Origin of the sequence: Bacillus sp. TH17, assembly GCF_016651125.1 — a bacterium.
GTDB lineage: Bacteria > Bacillota > Bacilli > Bacillales > Bacillaceae_G > Bacillus_A > Bacillus_A mycoides.
In genome coordinates this window covers 3,393,646-3,410,383 of the sequence record NZ_JAEKEN010000001.1, presented here as the reverse complement: position 1 = coordinate 3,410,383, position 16,738 = coordinate 3,393,646, and the positions used below count along the sequence as shown (strand labels likewise).

At 35.9% G+C, this 16,738-nt stretch carries 16 protein-coding genes; 13 read left to right on the top strand and 3 right to left on the bottom strand.

The genetic code is table 11. The features are described 5' to 3' along the window. The first annotated feature begins 422 nt into the window (after window positions 1-422). Both rsmD and coaD read left to right on the top strand, forming a co-directional pair. Complete coding sequence (gene rsmD, locus JFT95_RS17250) at window positions 423-989, top strand: 16S rRNA (guanine(966)-N(2))-methyltransferase RsmD (protein ID WP_001266992.1); 567 nt, start codon at window positions 423-425, stop codon at window positions 987-989. After that, the gene (gene coaD, locus JFT95_RS17245; protein WP_002142952.1) at window positions 986-1,477 is read left to right on the top strand and encodes a pantetheine-phosphate adenylyltransferase; all 492 of its coding nucleotides are present in this window, start codon (window positions 986-988) and stop codon (window positions 1,475-1,477) included. The genes rsmD and coaD overlap by 4 nt, the downstream gene beginning before the upstream one ends. On the opposite strand, the gene ylbJ is transcribed toward coaD, so the two are convergent. Further along, complete coding sequence (ylbJ, locus tag JFT95_RS17240) at window positions 1,469-2,698, bottom strand: sporulation integral membrane protein YlbJ (protein ID WP_012261614.1); 1,230 nt, start codon at window positions 2,696-2,698, stop codon at window positions 1,469-1,471. The genes coaD and ylbJ overlap by 9 nt on opposite strands. A gap of 112 nt (window positions 2,699-2,810) precedes the next feature. On the opposite strand from ylbJ, the gene JFT95_RS17235 reads away from it, so the two are divergent. Continuing rightward, window positions 2,811-3,602 carry a patatin-like phospholipase family protein gene (locus tag JFT95_RS17235; RefSeq protein WP_002138096.1) on the top strand — a complete coding sequence of 264 codons (792 nt, stop codon included), beginning with the start codon at window positions 2,811-2,813 and terminating at the stop codon, window positions 3,600-3,602. Next, a complete protein-coding gene (locus tag JFT95_RS17230; RefSeq protein ID WP_002088283.1) occupies window positions 3,595-4,620 on the top strand; it encodes a SepM family pheromone-processing serine protease in 1,026 nt (341 codons plus the stop codon). Before JFT95_RS17235 ends, JFT95_RS17230 begins: the two co-directional genes overlap by 8 nt. 26 nt (window positions 4,621-4,646) lie before the next feature. On the opposite strand, the gene JFT95_RS17225 is transcribed toward JFT95_RS17230, so the two are convergent. Then, window positions 4,647-5,888, bottom strand: coding sequence for a nucleotidyltransferase (locus JFT95_RS17225; protein ID WP_201053672.1), 1,242 nt, complete (start codon window positions 5,886-5,888; stop codon window positions 4,647-4,649). A 153-nt stretch (window positions 5,889-6,041) separates the two neighbouring features. Between JFT95_RS17225 and JFT95_RS17220 the strand changes: the two genes are divergently transcribed. From JFT95_RS17220 to JFT95_RS17210, 3 genes are all read left to right on the top strand, one after another. Then, window positions 6,042-6,542 carry a YceD family protein gene (locus tag JFT95_RS17220; RefSeq protein ID WP_002014753.1) on the top strand — a complete coding sequence of 167 codons (501 nt, stop codon included), beginning with the start codon at window positions 6,042-6,044 and terminating at the stop codon, window positions 6,540-6,542. Between the two features lie 61 nt (window positions 6,543-6,603). Beyond that, complete coding sequence (gene rpmF, locus JFT95_RS17215) at window positions 6,604-6,777, top strand: 50S ribosomal protein L32 (RefSeq protein WP_001984764.1); 174 nt, start codon at window positions 6,604-6,606, stop codon at window positions 6,775-6,777. A 128-nt stretch (window positions 6,778-6,905) separates the two neighbouring features. After that, window positions 6,906-7,412, top strand: a complete 507-nt coding sequence (locus tag JFT95_RS17210; RefSeq protein ID WP_061674434.1) for an RsfA family transcriptional regulator — start codon at window positions 6,906-6,908, stop codon at window positions 7,410-7,412. A 33-nt stretch (window positions 7,413-7,445) separates the two neighbouring features. Here the strand turns inward: JFT95_RS17210 and JFT95_RS17205 are convergent, their stop codons facing one another. Next, window positions 7,446-7,919, bottom strand: a complete 474-nt coding sequence (locus JFT95_RS17205; RefSeq protein WP_002014751.1) for an N-acetyltransferase — start codon at window positions 7,917-7,919, stop codon at window positions 7,446-7,448. Window positions 7,920-8,214: 295 nt separating this feature from the next. Here JFT95_RS17205 and panE point away from each other — a divergent pair, with 295 nt between their 5' ends. The 6 genes from panE to JFT95_RS17175 all read left to right on the top strand — a co-directional run bounded on the left by panE (window position 8,215) and on the right by JFT95_RS17175 (window position 16,646). After that, complete coding sequence (gene panE / locus JFT95_RS17200; RefSeq protein ID WP_133059843.1) at window positions 8,215-9,102, top strand: 2-dehydropantoate 2-reductase; 888 nt, start codon at window positions 8,215-8,217, stop codon at window positions 9,100-9,102. Window positions 9,103-9,181: 79 nt separating this feature from the next. After that, window positions 9,182-10,798: a bacillithiol biosynthesis cysteine-adding enzyme BshC gene (bshC, locus tag JFT95_RS17195; RefSeq protein WP_002128861.1), complete on the top strand. Its 1,617-nt coding sequence runs from the start codon at window positions 9,182-9,184 to the stop codon at window positions 10,796-10,798. Window positions 10,799-11,164: 366 nt separating this feature from the next. Beyond that, window positions 11,165-12,097 (top strand): 16S rRNA (cytosine(1402)-N(4))-methyltransferase RsmH, encoded by a 933-nt coding sequence (gene rsmH, locus JFT95_RS17190; protein WP_002014746.1) that lies wholly within the window; start codon window positions 11,165-11,167, stop codon window positions 12,095-12,097. 15 nt (window positions 12,098-12,112) lie between these two features. After that, the gene (gene ftsL, locus JFT95_RS17185; RefSeq protein WP_002014745.1) at window positions 12,113-12,475 is read left to right on the top strand and encodes a cell division protein FtsL; all 363 of its coding nucleotides are present in this window, start codon (window positions 12,113-12,115) and stop codon (window positions 12,473-12,475) included. A gap of 22 nt (window positions 12,476-12,497) precedes the next feature. After that, window positions 12,498-14,648: a penicillin-binding protein gene (locus tag JFT95_RS17180; RefSeq protein WP_483862086.1), complete on the top strand. Its 2,151-nt coding sequence runs from the start codon at window positions 12,498-12,500 to the stop codon at window positions 14,646-14,648. An 81-nt stretch (window positions 14,649-14,729) separates the two neighbouring features. Next, entirely contained in the window at window positions 14,730-16,646 is a 1,917-nt protein-coding gene (locus JFT95_RS17175; protein ID WP_002014741.1) for a stage V sporulation protein D, read from the top strand. Window positions 16,647-16,738 lie beyond the last annotated feature (92 nt).

Sequence of the window (16,738 nt, the reverse complement as noted above, 5' to 3'; positions counted from 1 at the left end):
CTAGTAAGAAGGCAAAGGGAGAGGAGAAACCGGAGGAAGAACTTATGGGGAAACGTAAGTCTTCTCCGCGGTTGGCAACAACATCGAAAATGATGTTGTTATATTTATTTATGTCCAATCTAAAATGAAGATATACATAATGAAATTAAAATTTATGTTAGGCTTTTTATTTTTCTTTTTTTTATTTTATGATAGGATAAAAAAGGTAAAGTGGAACTGATGTACATAGAGGGTTGTTGCTTGCAAATAGTGAAATGGATATGAAAGAAATAGCGAGCGATTATTTTAACTGAGGTTTTCAATTAGTTAAATAACAGATTAATGAAAAAATGTATGAAATAGTATGAATCGGTAGCGGTTACCGAATTGAAATGAATTTGCTGTAATCGCTCTATAGATTGAAATAAAGGTAGTGACAACAGATGAGAGTAGTTTCAGGAAAATGTAAAGGGCACCCACTTAAAGCGGTACCTGGTAATACAACGCGTCCAACGACAGATAAAGTGAAAGAATCTATTTTTAATATGATAGGTCCTTATTATGATGGTGGTATCGCTCTTGATTTATTTGGTGGTAGCGGTGGTCTTGGAATTGAGGCCATAAGTAGAGGGATTGATAAAGCGATTTTTGTTGACCGAGATAGTAAAGCGATAAAAGTCATTCATCAAAATTTAGAAAGCTGTAGACTACAAGAACAAGCTGAAGTGTACCGAAATGATGCAGAGCGTGCGGTAAAGGCGCTTATAAAGCGTGAAATATCATTCGATCTTATACTAATAGACCCTCCATATAAAGCTCAAAAAATTGTGTCTTTAGTTAGTGTAATGGATCAACATGGATTGTTAAATAAAGATGGCATCATTATGGCAGAGCATGGGGATGACGTGGTTTTACCTGATTCTATAGGAGAACTTGTAAAAGTACGGGCAGAAAACTACGGGATTACAGCAATTTCGATTTATAAGTATGAAGGTGAGGGGACAGAATGACAAGTATAGCTATTTCTTCAGGGAGTTTTGATCCAATTACCCTTGGACATTTGGATATTATTAAAAGGGGAGCAAAAGTATTTGATGAAGTATATGTAGTTGTTTTAAACAATTCATCAAAAAAACCATTCTTTTCGGTAGAAGAACGCCTAGAGTTAATTCGAGAGGCGACAAAGGATATTCCGAATGTAAAAGTTGATTCACATAGTGGATTATTGGTGGAATATGCAAAAATGCGTAATGCAAATGCAATATTACGTGGTTTACGAGCAGTTTCTGATTTTGAATATGAGATGCAAATTACTTCAATGAATCGAAAACTAGACGAAAGTATCGAAACCTTCTTCATTATGACAAATAATCAATATTCATTTTTAAGTTCAAGTATTGTGAAAGAAGTTGCGAGATATGGTGGGAGTGTAGTAGACCTTGTTCCTCCGATTGTAGAGCGTGCTTTAAAAGAAAAGTTTAAAACCCCGTTAAAGTGAACGGGGTTTTTCTTTATGAATGCGTAAAAATAATAAAATGACATACAAATATAAACAAAATAAGGTGAAGATTGGTCCGTAGTGTATAAATGATGTCCAAATATCAGTTAGTGTATAAGAATGATTCAATAAAAATACGGGAAGATCTTCTTGCGTAGGCGAGAAAGAATGAACTTTTTCATAAAATGGTCCCCAAAATATAAAAGTGAAAATAGGAGCGAGAATACTTTGGATAATTCGAGCTAAAAAATATGGTTTAAAGCGGATATCTGTCTCCGCTAATATGCTTGCTACTTGTGCCTGAATAGAAAGACCGCTAAATGCTAAAATGAAGCTTGTTACCATCGCTTGTTGAAGAAGTGTTGATTCATTAATTTGACTAATCATTTGGCTTCCGAGCGTCATTTCAAAAATACCGGATAATATCGGAATACTAAATTGGGATGTAAGTTGGAAGAATGATAAAATATGTTGCATAATAAAAGAAAGCGCTTCTGTAATTTTGAAAACAGTAATCATTTTATTTAAAACAGAGAATAAAATAATAAACCCACCAATCATGAGCAATGTTTGAATAGAAGAAACGATAGCGTCACCGAGTAGTTTTCCGATTGGTCTTTTTTCTTGCATACGTGTTTGGTGGAGGATGGAAAAAGGGTTTTGAAAGGCACGCTTTTGATTCGTATGTTTGTCTTTTATGTAAGTATCGTTATTACCATAAAAGCGCATAAGTAATCCGACGATAAGGTTACTTATATAATGTGCTGCTGCTAATACGAGTCCTAATTTCGGATTATTGAAAAAACCAATAGAAACCGCTCCGAAAATAAAAAGTGGATTAGAAGAATTTGTGAAAGATACGAGTCGTTCCGCTTCAATTTGTGTTAGTTGATTGCTCTTGCGTAGTCTAGCGCTTAATTTGGCGCCAGCGGGGAATCCTGAAGCCATTCCCATTGCCCAAACAAATCCGCCTACCCCTGGAACACGAAACAGTGGACGCATTAGTGGTTCTAATATAACACCGATAAATTTTACAATACCAATACTGATTAGAAGTTCCGCAATGATGAAAAACGGTAGTAGTGAAGGGAATACAACTTCCCACCATATATTTAACCCGCGAATTGAAGCTTGCAAAGCATCTTGGGGGTGAAGTACAAGAGAAAAGGTTAAAAACAACATTGATATGGTAAGAAAAGCAGTTTTCCATTTTTCGTACATGTAAGAAAATCCCCCTTTGTCCCAAAAACGTTCATTTCAGTATACGTGGATATGTGGTGAATTTAGACCATAAGTATGAAAAAGGAATGAAAAAAATTAAAGGGTGAGAAAAATGAAGGAACCAAAAATCGGTTTAGCGCTTGGATCCGGAGGTGCAAAAGGTTTTGCTCACATAGGGGTAATAAAAGTGTTAAGGGAAGCTGGCATCCCTATTCACATGATAGCAGGTAGTAGTATAGGAGCGTTAATTGGTACATTTTATGCAGCGAGTTGTGACGTTGAAAGACTGTATAGATTGGCAGCTGTTTTCAAAAGGAAATATTATTTGGATTTTACAGTTCCTAAAATGGGATTTATTGCTGGAAAACGTATTAAAGATATGATTAAAATGTTTACATATAATAAAAATTTAGAAGAGTTAGATATCCCGACAGCTGTTGTGGCTACTGACATTTTGAAGGGGGAGAAAGTTGTTTTTACAAGTGGTCCGATTGCGGAGGCGGTTCGAGCTAGTATATCTGTACCAGGGGTGTTTGTTCCAGAAAAAATAGATGGCCGCTTATTAGTGGATGGAGGGGTAATTGACCGTATTCCCGTATCGGTTGTAAAAGATTTAGGTGCTGATATTGTTATTGCTGTTGATGTATCTCCAATTAAGGTGAATGGAGAGGTTACATCGATTTATGATGTAATTATGCAAAGTATTGAAATTATGCAACATGAACTTGTGATGAATCGGCAAATAGCATCAGATTTAATGATGCGGCCAGCAGTGGAACAATTTAGTTCGCGTGCTTTTACACATATTGAAGACATTATTAGGGTCGGAGAAGTGGAAGCGGAACAACATATTTCAAACATTTATTTACTAATTGAGCAGTGGAAGGAGAAACATAATGTTTAAGCGTTTTCGGTTTATATATGCAATTTTAATAGGGGTTATATTGGCGATGCTACTTGTTTATGTGCGCTTGCCGTATTATGTGACAAAACCAGGTATGGCCGCGAAATTAGCGCCGTACGTGCAAGTTGACGGTGGAACTAAAGAGTCTGGTGATTTCATGCTTGTCACTGTCTCAATGGGACCTGCTAATGTGGTGAACTTAATAGCCGCGCAATTTAATAAATATACACACGTTTCGAAGGCGGAAGAAATATTGCAAAAAGGCGAGAGTGATGAAGAATATCAATTTCGCCAAAATTATGCAATGAAAGATTCGCAAAATGCAGCAATCTATAATGCTTATAAACGTGCAAATCGCTCTGTTTCTTTTGAAAATAAAGGTGTACTAGTTGCTGGTGTAGCAAAGGGTATGCCGTCAGAGGGAAAGCTTAAGCTTGGAGATGTTATTATAGCTGTCGATGGAAAAATATTCGACAAGACGGAACAATTTATTGAGTATATGACAGGGAAAAAAGAAGGGGACACAGTAAATATTGAATACAAGCGGGGCGGAAAACAGTTTAAAGAAAATTTAAATGTAAAGACGATCCCTAATGGGAATGGACGCGTCGGTATAGGGGTCTCTATCGTTACGGAAAGAGAGTTAGTAGTAGACCCGAAAGTGAAAATCGATTCCCATGAAATCGGCGGTCCATCAGCGGGGTTAATGTTTACACTAGAAATTTATAATCAGCTCGTTGAAGAAGATTTAACAAACGGACATGAAATAGCTGGAACAGGTACAATCAATGATAAAGGAGAAATTGGTCCAATTGGTGGTATTCAGCAAAAAGTAGTAGCTGCTAGTGATGCGGGAGCTGAAGTGTTTTTTGCGCCAAATGAAAAAGGTGTAGAGAAATCGAATTATAAAGATGCTCTTGAAGCTGCGAAAGATATTAAAACGAAGATGAAAATTGTGCCAGTGGACACACTGGATGATGCATTAACTTATTTGGAAAAAATGGGTAAAACAAAGTAAACCTCTCTGAAGAAGAGAGGTTTTTCTTATAGGAATTTTTTCGTTATTTCATCATAACGAATTGGATGATGCGTTGCGTCTTGTTTTAGCAGTTGTGTCCGCAAAGGTTCTTGCATTATGGAGAAATATACAGCATTTGATTTTCGTTCTATGTCTAAAGTTGGATGTTCGAATGTTTTTGTATGAGTAAGGATTGGGAGTTCTATTTTTTTCTTATTTCTAGAAAGATAAGTTTGTCCTTTTTGTGACATTCCGAGAAGACGGATATACGGCGCATGTTGCTCTATATTTGCTTTGTGTATTTCTTCCTTCGTTGTATTTGTTAAAATATGTGTACAAGCTCTTTGCAATCTAGTCCATGTATAACGTTTTGTTTTTAATGCTTCCATGAATGAATAGAAAGATGAACTGTTTTGTATTTTTGATAAAATACGATGCTCTAAACCTTCTTCGATTTCATATATATGTTGTAAGTCCTCTGAAGACATCGTCATAAGTTTGTATTTAAAAAATGAAAAGTATTTTTCCCAGTTATGTAACGTCCCGTAGTTTTGCTTGTAGTTTTCTAAAAGAGAAGCAGTCATTTTCGGGATAAAAGGCTCAATAGTTGTAGAGGAACTGTTTTCATTAAATAGCTGTTTGCGAATACTTGTTGCACTTGCAATATGTTGATCGTGAAATGTTTCATCATGATAATGAGAGGCGAATCTTTTTATAGTTTGTGCTTGCATCGAACTGTTTTGTAAGAGAATTGCTTTAATGTACTGTAAGCCTAAAATGTTATTTGGTTGTGACATATCTACGTTTTTTTCGGGTGGTAAGATGTGTAGAAAGGCTTCAGATGTAGCTTTCGCATAACTATTACCTGCATTCATAAATTGCTTCACAAGACGATTAAAAGTCTCTTCTTCATTTTTTTGTATAGCGATGGTATTGTAGAAATTTTCAGCTTGTCCATCTTCACTACCGAAACAAATTTCAGAAACACCAAGGGCGTTTAAAATCGAAATTGCGCCATTTGCGAAAGTTTCGGCCTTTTGTGTTGCGAATGCATATGGAAGCTCTACAACGAGGTCTACGCCGTTTGTTAAGGCCATTTTGGTACGATACCATTTGGAGATGAGTGCGGGCTCACCACGCTGCAAAAAAGGACCACTCATAACGGCGATAATAATATCAGACTGTGTTAACTTTTTTGTTTGTTGCACATGATAAGCATGACCGTTATGAAAAGGGTTATATTCAACAACAATACCACTGGATTTTATGGTAATCTCTCCTTTCGATGTAGCATCTTTTTGGAAAACGTGATAGTCTATATATTATTTCCTATGATGACTTCATTATAGTGTAAAGAAAAAACATTGACAAATATAAAATGGCTAGCTATAATTTTGTTTGTTGCCTTGAGGTGATATGATATGAAATGGTCCATCCATCAATTGAATAAATTGAGAAATAAAGGATTGACATTAAATGAAATGGTAGATGTAAGTGAGCTAAAAGAGGTCGAGAAAGATATTCGTGAAATTAATCCTGCTCATGTAACAGGAAGAGTTGATTTTGGCTCCGGTAAGTTTACGTTTCATCTACATATAACTGGAAGCATGGTTTTACCATGTTCTCGCTCTTTAGTAGATGTGACATTACCATTTGACATTAAAACAACTGAGGTGTTCCAAACTTCGGAAGAAGAATTTGAAACAGAAGCTGAAATTCATTGTTTAGAAGGAGAAGTACTTGACTTACTGCCCGTAATCAAGGAAAATATACTTTTGGAGATTCCAATGCAAATTTTCAGTGATGATGTTTCTGGTGGAGCACCGATGCAAGGTCAAGACTGGCAAGTGATTTCGGAAGAAAACAAAGAAAAGACTGTTGATCCACGATTAGCAGGACTTGCAAAGTTTTTTGACAAATAATCGGAAGACTGGTTTAGGCCTTCATATGAAAATAACTATTTCTTTTAAGGAGGTGGGAAGAATGGCTGTACCTTTTAGAAGAACTTCTAAAACAGTAAAAAGAAAGCGTCGTACGCATTTCAAATTATCAGTACCTGGTATGGTAGAGTGCCCAAGCTGTGGTGAAGCGAAATTAGCTCACCGTGTATGTAAAGCATGCGGTACTTACAAAGGTAAAGAAGTAATCAGCAAGTAATTGCGGGAAAATAAACGTAGAAGATATCTTCTACGTTTATTTTTTTGTCTTATTCTTTATTTGTTGTATTCTATCTTTTCTAGTAACTGCATATGCTTAATAAAAAATGCATAGGGAGGACTAGAGAGATGGCGACAACAAGACAAGATGCTTGGACTGATGATGAAGATTTGCTTCTGGCAGAAGTAGTACTCCGGCATATTCAAGAAGGTGGAACGCAACTTTCTGCCTTTAAAGAAGTGGGGAGACATTTGTCTCGCACACCAGCAGCATGTGGATTTAGGTGGAATTCTTATGTTAGAAAGCAATACAAAGAACGTATTGAAGAAGCAAAGCAACTTCGTAAAGTAGAAAATTATGAAGTGAAAGAGACAAAGGTATTAGAGCCTACATCAATTACATTGAATGATGTTATTGAATTTTTGCGAAATTATAAAGATGAAAGCTCTTTAATGGTTTTGCAACAACAAATTGAATCGTTGCAAACAGAGAAAGAACATCTTCTGGAGCGATTATCAGTATATGAGGAAGAATATAGAACATTACTTGATTATATCGATCAAAAAAGAAGTGTAATGGTAGCGGAAAGAAATGGCGCTCGCTCGAATGGAGAATTAGAAAAATTAAAGAAATAAAAACAGCTGCGTAACAGCTGTTTTTTTTGTTTCTTATGCAGATTCTTCGTTTGTAATCGCATTCGAATTTGTTTCTGGATGCCAAATATAAAAATCACCATCAGTTACTGATACTGGCTGGAAACTTAATTTATCCCAAAAACCAGATGACTGGATACGTGCTATCGTTTTAATTGGGAATTGTAGTTGTTTCGCATAATTAACAAGCATTTGTCCGAATCCTTGTTTTTGAAAAGTCGGCAATACTTCAAGTTTATAAAGTTCTAGGTAAGTACCTGTAATTTCAAATGGTTCTCCGCCGTTCCTTTTCATATATAGACTCATACGTGCGATTAGCGATCCACCATAATAAATACCGTAAAATGGAGACTCACTATCATTTTCAATAATGTTTGCTTGTAATTCTTCCAACATGGATAGTTCTTGAGCTCCGCACCCTTTAAATTTTTTAAATTCATCTAATGTTTTATAATTGATGAGCAAGCGTTCAACTTTTGGGAATCCCATTACATCACGTCCTTTTCTTATCTTGTTGAATGCAGAAAAGTTAAAATATTTATAATAATATTATAACTCATTTTTAAATTTTTATGAAGAAGATAGAATATTTCTTTCATTATTTTTTTGAGGATTTGCTAAACTAAGAATAGAACTATGTATATAGGTAGTATATACGTAGTGAAAGAAGAGGTTGCATTTGTTAAAAGGTAATTGAATCCTCAACTATGTAATTGTAATTTAATAAGATATAAAGGGGGAAAGGCAAGGGAACTTATATCACTTGTTAATATGAGTTCTTTGTGTGAAGATGAAAATTGGAATTGTTGGACCGGGAGCTATTGGTCTCCTATATACATTTTATTTACAAAAAAGTAATCAAGATGTTACGTTGTTTACAAGAAACGATAAGCAAGCAGAAGAATTAAACTTAACGGGTGTAACTTGTATTAGGAATGGAGAACGTGAAACGGTATTTCCATCTATTTTACCGATAGAAAGTATGCTGGATAAACAGTTAGATTATATATTTATTGCTGTAAAGCAATATCATGTAACTGATATATTACCTTTTGTGCAGGGAGAATCGTCATTAATCTTTTTGCAAAATGGAATGTCACATCTTCACGTTATGCAAAAAATAGGAAATGAACGTATAGCAGTCGGGATTGTGGAGCATGGTGCAAAAAAAGAGGATGGACATACAGTTCGTCATACTGGAATAGGTATTACAAAGTTTGGTGTAGTGCGTGGTCAATCTAGTTGTTTTAAAAAGGTATTTAATTGTTTTCCTTTTGATTATTTTCCGATTCAGATAGAAGATGATTGGAAGGGGATTATGCGTAATAAATTAGTAGTCAATGTATGTATTAATCCGTTGACGGCATTATTGCGGGTTGAGAACGGGGAGTTAATTTCAAACCCACTTTTTTATCAAATGATGGAGCAAGTATTTCAGGAAGTTGCATTTCTTGTTAAAGAAGAAGATAAGGAAATGCTATGGAAAATGGTATGCCAAGTATGTGAAAAAACATCCCATAATACTTCATCTATGTTAGCGGACGTAAGAGCGAATAGACAAACGGAAGTTAATGCGATTGTTGGATATGTATTAGAAGAAGCTAAGGAACAACAACAATCTGTTCCGACACTTCAATTTTTGTTCAATGCAATAAAAGGAATGGAATTATAAGTGTTTTTCTTTGCTTTTACGTGAAACATTGAATACAATGTGGGTTGGTGAGAGAACAGGATACGAAAGGAAGAATTATATGGAGATAAAAGAAATCTCTGTTCCACTACAAGGTGTTGTAGCGGACTATATGAACGGTAAAAAAGAGATACAGTCATGTTTTGATTATCTGTTAACAGAGGATGCTTTTAAACAGCGTTTACATGATTTACGTGAGAGAGAGTTTTTCCGTCAAGATTTAGTAACGCATTTATTAGAATATAATACACAATTGCAAGCGGGAGAATTTACAATTCAAAATATAAAAGCGCTTGAAGATGAAAATACATATGTAGTTATAGCTGGACAACAAGCTGGGTTATTAACTGGTCCGCTTTATACAGTTCATAAGATCATTTCAATTTTACAGCTTGCAAAAGAAAAAGAAGAGAGCTTAGGGGTTCGGGTTGTTCCTGTCTTTTGGATTGCTGGTGAAGACCATGATATGGATGAAATTAATCATACATTTGTAACGAAAAATAAAAAAATAAAAAAGACCATTTTTCATGATCGTTATCCGAAAAAGGCGAGTGCTTCTGAGTCTGAGTTTTCTATTGAAGACTGTAGAAAATGGGTCGAAGAGATTTTTAAAACATATCCGGAAACGAATTTTACAAAGGATGTATTACAATTTGTTGATGATGCTTTAGGTAAATCGCATACATATGTAGATTTCTTTGCGCACCTTATTACGAAAATGTTCGCAAATTCTGGTTTAATTCTTGTAGATTCACATCATCCTGCATTAAGAAAATTAGAAGTGCCGTTTTTACAACAAATTATAAGTAAATATAAAGAAATTCAAGTAGGGCTTCGTAATCAACAGGAAGTACTTAAGGAATTAGGATTTAAACCGATTATTGAAACGAAGACAAATGCAGTGCATATATTTATGGAAATTGATAATGAGCGAGTATTGCTTGAAGAGAATCAAGGGAAGTTTATTGGAAAAGATGGAGTGCATTCATTTTCGTATGAAGAATTGATGGAAGAGATGGAAAGAAGTCCAGAACGTTTTAGTAATAATGTTGTAACGCGCCCTCTTATGCAAGAATATGTGTTTCCTACGTTAGCGTTTATTGGCGGTCCAGGGGAGTTAGCTTATTGGAGTGAATTGCAACAAGTGTTTCATACGGCAGGTTTCCAAATGCCACCTGTTGTTCCGCGGCTTACAATTACTTATATGGAGCGAGATATAGCGACAGATTTATATGATTTAGATTTGCAAGAAATTGATCCATTTCTAAATAATATAGATAATCTGCGTGACAATTGGCTTTCTAATCAAATAGAGGAACCGATAGACGAGCGATTTATAGAAGCGAAAAAAGAAATAATGGATATTCATACATCATTACAACAATTCGTGAAAAAAATAGATCCAGGGTTAAATGAGTTTGCGGGGAAAAATGAACTGAAAATTAATGAGCAAATTGAACTGTTAGAAAAAATGTTGAAAAGAAATGTTGAGAAGAAACATGAGGTTCAACTGAATAAATTCCGCCGTTTACAATTCGCGCTTCGTCCATTAGGAGCACCGCAAGAACGTGTGTGGAATGTGTGTTACTATTTAAATCAGTTCGGCCTTGATTTTGTTGACCGGGTAATGGAACAATCTTTTTCGTGGGATGGAAAACATCATGTAATAAAACTATAGAATCTTGCTCTTTTGAGCAGGATTTTATTTTTATTCTGTTGAATTAACTGTGAAGTGAAATATTTCTGAATTATCCATCTTATGTTAATGTAATGAATCGCTATGTATCAGGTATATATATATGACAAAATAGCACAAAATGTAAACGGATTAATATCTTTTTCGACAGGTTTTTGTTTAAATTCCCGCAAAAAATGATAAAATTTAGTATATAATAAAATAAAATAGCGATTTGTATAGCGTACTACCTTGTTGGAAGTTAAATGAGTCGTTCTTTAGTAGCATTTCATCCTCTAGTAGTAAATTGTGTTTGTAGAGTGAGAAATGTATTTAACATAATTAATTGGAAAAAGAGTAGGTGCAGCAATGTTCAAACACGTAACAGTACTTTTGAAAGAAACAGTAGATGGCTTAGATATAAAACCGAGTGGTACATATGTAGATTGTACACTGGGTGGAGGAGGACATAGTTCTTATTTATTATCTCAGCTAACAGATGGTGGAAAGTTAATAGCATTTGATCAAGATGAAATAGCGATTCAAAATGCGAAGGAAAAATTTTCTTCTTATGGTGAACAATTTGTAACAGTGAAGAGCAACTTCCGTTATTTATCTGAAAAACTACATGAATTAGGTATCACAGAAGTAGACGGGATTTTATTCGATTTAGGTGTTTCATCCCCACAATTAGATACACCAGAGCGTGGCTTTAGTTATCATCATGATGCACCGTTAGATATGCGGATGGATCAAGATGCCCCATTAACAGCATATGATGTTGTGAACAGCTGGTCATATGAACAACTCGTAAGAATTTTCTTCCAATACGGAGAAGAAAAATTTTCAAAGCAAATAACAAGGAAAATTGAAGCTTATCGCGAGAATAAGGCTATTGAAACGACAGGAGAATTAGTGGAATTAATTAAAGAAGGTATTCCAGCTCCGGCACGTAGAACAGGTGGACATCCTGCGAAGCGAGTATTTCAAGCGATTCGTATTGCTGTAAATGATGAATTAAAAGTATTTGAAGAAGCGTTGGAATCTGCAATTGATATGGTCAAGCCTGGTGGAAGAGTTAGTGTTATAACATTCCATTCCTTAGAAGATCGTATTTGTAAAACGACGTTTAAGCGAAATAGCACAACGCCGCAATTACCACAGGGACTACCGATTATTCCGGATGAATTTAAGCCGAAATTAAAGCTTATTACAAGGAAACCGATTTTACCTTCTGACATTGAATTAGAAGAAAATAATCGAGCGCGTTCTGCGAAGTTGAGAATCGCTGAAAAACGATAAAAAGGAGAGAGAGGTATGACTAATTTAGCTGTAAAGTATAAACAACAGGCGCAAGAAGAGGTACAAATTCAAGCGCCGCCACAGCAGATGGTTAAGCCAAAAGTTAAAACGAAAATTACAAGAATTGAAAAGCTATTGTACGTAACGTTTATTGGGTTTTTATTATATGCTTGTGTAGCTTTTATTGGGAATAAAGCGGGTCTATATCAAGTTAATGTAGAAGCAGCGACGATAGAAGAACAAATTGTGAAAAAACAAAAGGAAAATCAAGAATTGCAGGCTGAAGTAGAGAAGTTAAGTCGTTATGAACGTATCGCTGAAGTTGCAAAAAAACACGGGCTAGAAATTAATGCGAATAATGTGAAAGGCCTAAAGTAAGGCAAATAGGTGTGAAGAAAAGATGAAGAGAAATATGACCAAATTTCATACCAATAAGGGAGCAGGTTATTTTATGATATTTTTCCTCCTGCTCTTTTTGCTGTTATTAGCCCGATTTTTTTACATACAAGCAACAGGAACAGTGGACAATCATGATTTGAAGAAACTTGCTGAGCAGAAACATAGTAAAAAGGGAGTTCTCGAAGCGAATCGAGGAACAATTTATGATCAAAATGGTCATGTACTAGCGCAAGACGCAAATTCTTATAAACTTGTAGCCGAGTTAAAAGGAGCTAACGCCGTTAAGGATAAAGAGGATACTGCAAAGAAAATCGCAGGAGTACTCGGAAAAGATGAAGATAAAATTTTAGCTACTTTAAATAAAGAAGGCAAAAGTCAAGTGGAATTTGGAACATTGGGTAAAGACTTGACGAAAGAAAAGAAAGAACAAATAGAAGCATTGAAATTGCCGGGAATATCTTTTATTACCGAAAATGCGCGAGTTTATCCAAACGGTGATTTTGCATCTTACGTCATAGGTCATGCGAAACCTGATGAAAATGGAATCTCAGTCGGTCAATTTGGCTTAGAAAAGAGTTTGGATAAATATTTAGGTGCTTCTAATGGTGAGGTAGCTTATACAGGTGACCGTAAAGGAGTATCTCTTGACGGTGGGAAAGTGAATGTAAAGGCACCTAAAAATGGAGATAATGTGTATTTAACGCTTGACCAACGTATTCAAAGTTATTTAGAAGACGCAATGAAAGAAGCGAGTAAACATTATGAACCAGAAAATTTAATAGGGATTGTTGCGGATCCGAAGACAGGGAAAATATTAGCGATGTCTAGTAAACCTAGTTATGACCCTAATGATCGTCAAATTAAATATTTCTTCAACGACGCCATTGCAAATGCATTTGAACCAGGATCAACAATGAAGATTTTCACATTAGCAGCGGCCATTAATGAAGGTGTATACAAGGGACAAGACTTTTATCAGTCTGGTACATATCAAGTAGGTAATCGCAAAATAAAAGATCATAACGGCGGCGCTGGATGGGGTTCTATTACTTTTGACGAAGGGGTAGAGCGCTCTTCAAACGTAGCGTTTGCAATTTTAGGTGATCAAAAGCTTGGTCCAGATCGTTTCCGGAAATATATTCATAATTTTGGATTAGATGAAAAAACAAACATTGATTTACTTGGTGAAGGGTCAAATACAATTTTATTTGATCAACAAATACAACAAGTAACAACAGCGTTTGGACAAGGTTCTACAGTTACACCAATTCAACTTGTACAAGCTGCAACAGCGATTGCAAATGATGGGAAAATGATGAAACCTTATACAATTGATAAAATTGTGGATCCAATAACAGGTAAAGTACAGCTAGAGCATAAGCCAGAAGAAGTAGGAAAACCTGTTTCCAAAGATACAGCAGCGCAAGTAAGGCAATTACTAGAACGTGTTGTTACATCACCGAAAGGAACAGGAACTGCATATAAAGTTGATGGGTACTCAGTCGGGGGGAAAACAGGTACAGCACAAATTCCTGACGGGAAAGGTGGCTATATGACGGGAAGAGAGAATTATATATTCTCATTCTTAGGTATGGCACCGATGGACGATCCGCAACTTGTTGTGTATCTGTCCGTTAAACAACCAAAATTAAAAGATGATGAAAACGGGGCTAAACCTTTAGCAGATATCTTTAAATATGTAACGAAAAATAGCTTAGAGTACTTAAAGATTAAGCCGAATGAAGTAAAAGACCCGAAAAAATATGTGAAAGAACAACAAACTGTCGTTCCAGATGTAACCGAAAAAACGATGGAAGAAGCGAAAAAAGCAATTGATAAAGCAAAACTTCGTCCAATCGTATTAGGTGAAGGTAAAGTGCAGCAGCAAGTGCCAAAAGCAACTGAACAAACATTAAAGGGTGATCGAGTCTTCTTAGTAGGAGATAAACCTACAATGCCAAATATACAGGGATGGGCACTGCGTGATGTTATGAATTTAGCAAAAACATTAAAGCTTAACTTAAAACCTTCTGGTACAGGATATGTAACTGAGCAAAGTGTAGCGGAAGGGACATTGTTGCAACCTGGTACAGAATTAGGTGTAACACTCGTACCACCACTTGAACCGCAGCAAGAAGCAGAAAAGCCATAATGGTAATAGGGAAGAAGTTCTAATTAAATAAGTACAAGCATATATTGGAACAAGCTAGGCGTAAGGGAGGCTTGTTCCAATATGCGTGTATCAAATGTAACAGTTAGAAAACGACTTATTTTTATACTTATATCGGGTATACTCATTTTTACCATTATCGATATTCGTCTTGGATATGTGCAATTTTTTCTTGGAAATATGTTAACGGATCGTGCGAAGGATTCATGGAGTCGTAATATTACTTTTGAACCAGAGCGAGGGAAAATTTTAGATCGAAATGGTGTGGAGCTTGCTACGAATAAAAGTGCACCGACCGTCTTTGTTGTGCCGAGGCAAATTGAAAAACCAGCAGAGACTGCAGAGAAGTTAGCTGCAGTATTAGGTGTGGAAAAAGATGATGTTTATAAGCGGATTACAAAAAAAGAATCGATTGTAAGGCTTGATAAAGGCGGAAGGAAAATATCGCATGACAAAGCGAAAGAAGTACGCGGATTAAGTTTAAAGGGTGTGTACATCGCAGAGGATTCTATCCGGTACTATCCATTCGGTAATTTTTTATCACACGTATTAGGATTTGCGGGCAGTGATAATCAAGGGCTTATGGGACTAGAGAAATATTATGATAAAGAGCTAAATGGTGATAAAGGTCATGTGCGATTTTTTGCAGACGCGAAAGGACAGAGAATGCCTAACGTTGGAGATGATTTCAAAAAACCAGAAGCCGGTTTGAATTTAGGATTAACAATTGATTCACGCATTACGAGGATTATGGAAAGAGAAATGAATATTGCGGAATCAACGTATAATCCTGACGGTATGATAGCAATTGCAATGAATCCGAAAAATGGTGAAATTTTAGGTATGTCAAGTCGACCAAGTTTTGATCCAGCAGATTTCCAAAGTGTTTCTCCGGAAGTATATAACAGAAACTTACCTGTATGGAGTACGTATGAGCCGGGGTCAACATTTAAGATTATTACATTAGCTGCAGCCTTGAATGAAAATTTAGTAGACTTAGAGAAAGATACATTTTATGATGATGGGGCAGCTGAAGTTGGTGGAGCTAGATTGCGGTGTTGGAAAGCTGGAGGCCATGGTAGCCAAACGTTTTTAGAGGTAGTTCAAAACTCTTGTAACCCAGGATTTATTGAACTCGGTGATCGTCTTGGTAAAGATCGATTGTTTAAATACATTCGCAATTTCGGGTTTGGACAGAAGACCGGAATTGATTTACAAGGTGAAGGTAGCGGGATTTTATTTAATTTAGATAAAGTTGGTCCAGTCGAGCAAGCGACGACTTCATTTGGGCAAGGTGTTTCTGTTACACCGATTCAACAAGTAGCAGCTGTAGCAGCCGCTGTAAATGGTGGAACTTTGTATCAGCCATATATAGCGAAGGAATTTATTGATCCGAAGAATAATCAAGTTGTCAGCAAAAAGACACCTGTTGCGAAAAGGGAAGTTATTTCCAAGGAAACTTCAGAGAAAGTTCGTTACGCATTAGAGAATGTTGTAGCGAAAGGTTCGGGTAAAGGGGCTTATATTGATGGATATCGTGTAGGTGGAAAAACTGGAACTGCTCAAAAGGTGAAAGATGGAAAATATTTAGATAATAACTATATTGTATCATTTATCGGTTTTGCTCCAGCTGACGATCCGCAAATTGTTGTTTATGTAGCAGTGGATAATCCAAAAGGAGTCACTCAATTTGGTGGAGTTGTAGCAGCACCTATTGTTGGGAATATTCTTCGTGACGCACTTCCTGTAATGGGAGTGGAACCGAGAAAAGAGCAAGTTGAGAAAGAATATAAATGGGGCGATACACCAACTGTGGAAGTTCCGAATTTAATTGGTATGAAAAAGAAAGATTTACAAACGCAACTTGTAGACTTGAAGCTTGATATAAGTGGTGATGGTGGGAAAGTAATTAAACAATCACCAGAAGCAGGAGCTAAAGTAAAAGAGGGTTCAAAAGTTAGAATTTACTTCGGGAATTAAAGGTAACTGATTGTGTTTTATGGTACAATTGGTGGAAGTGAGTTCTTTATAGAAAAATTGCTTTACTTGAGACGATAAGTGTCTCATTAATA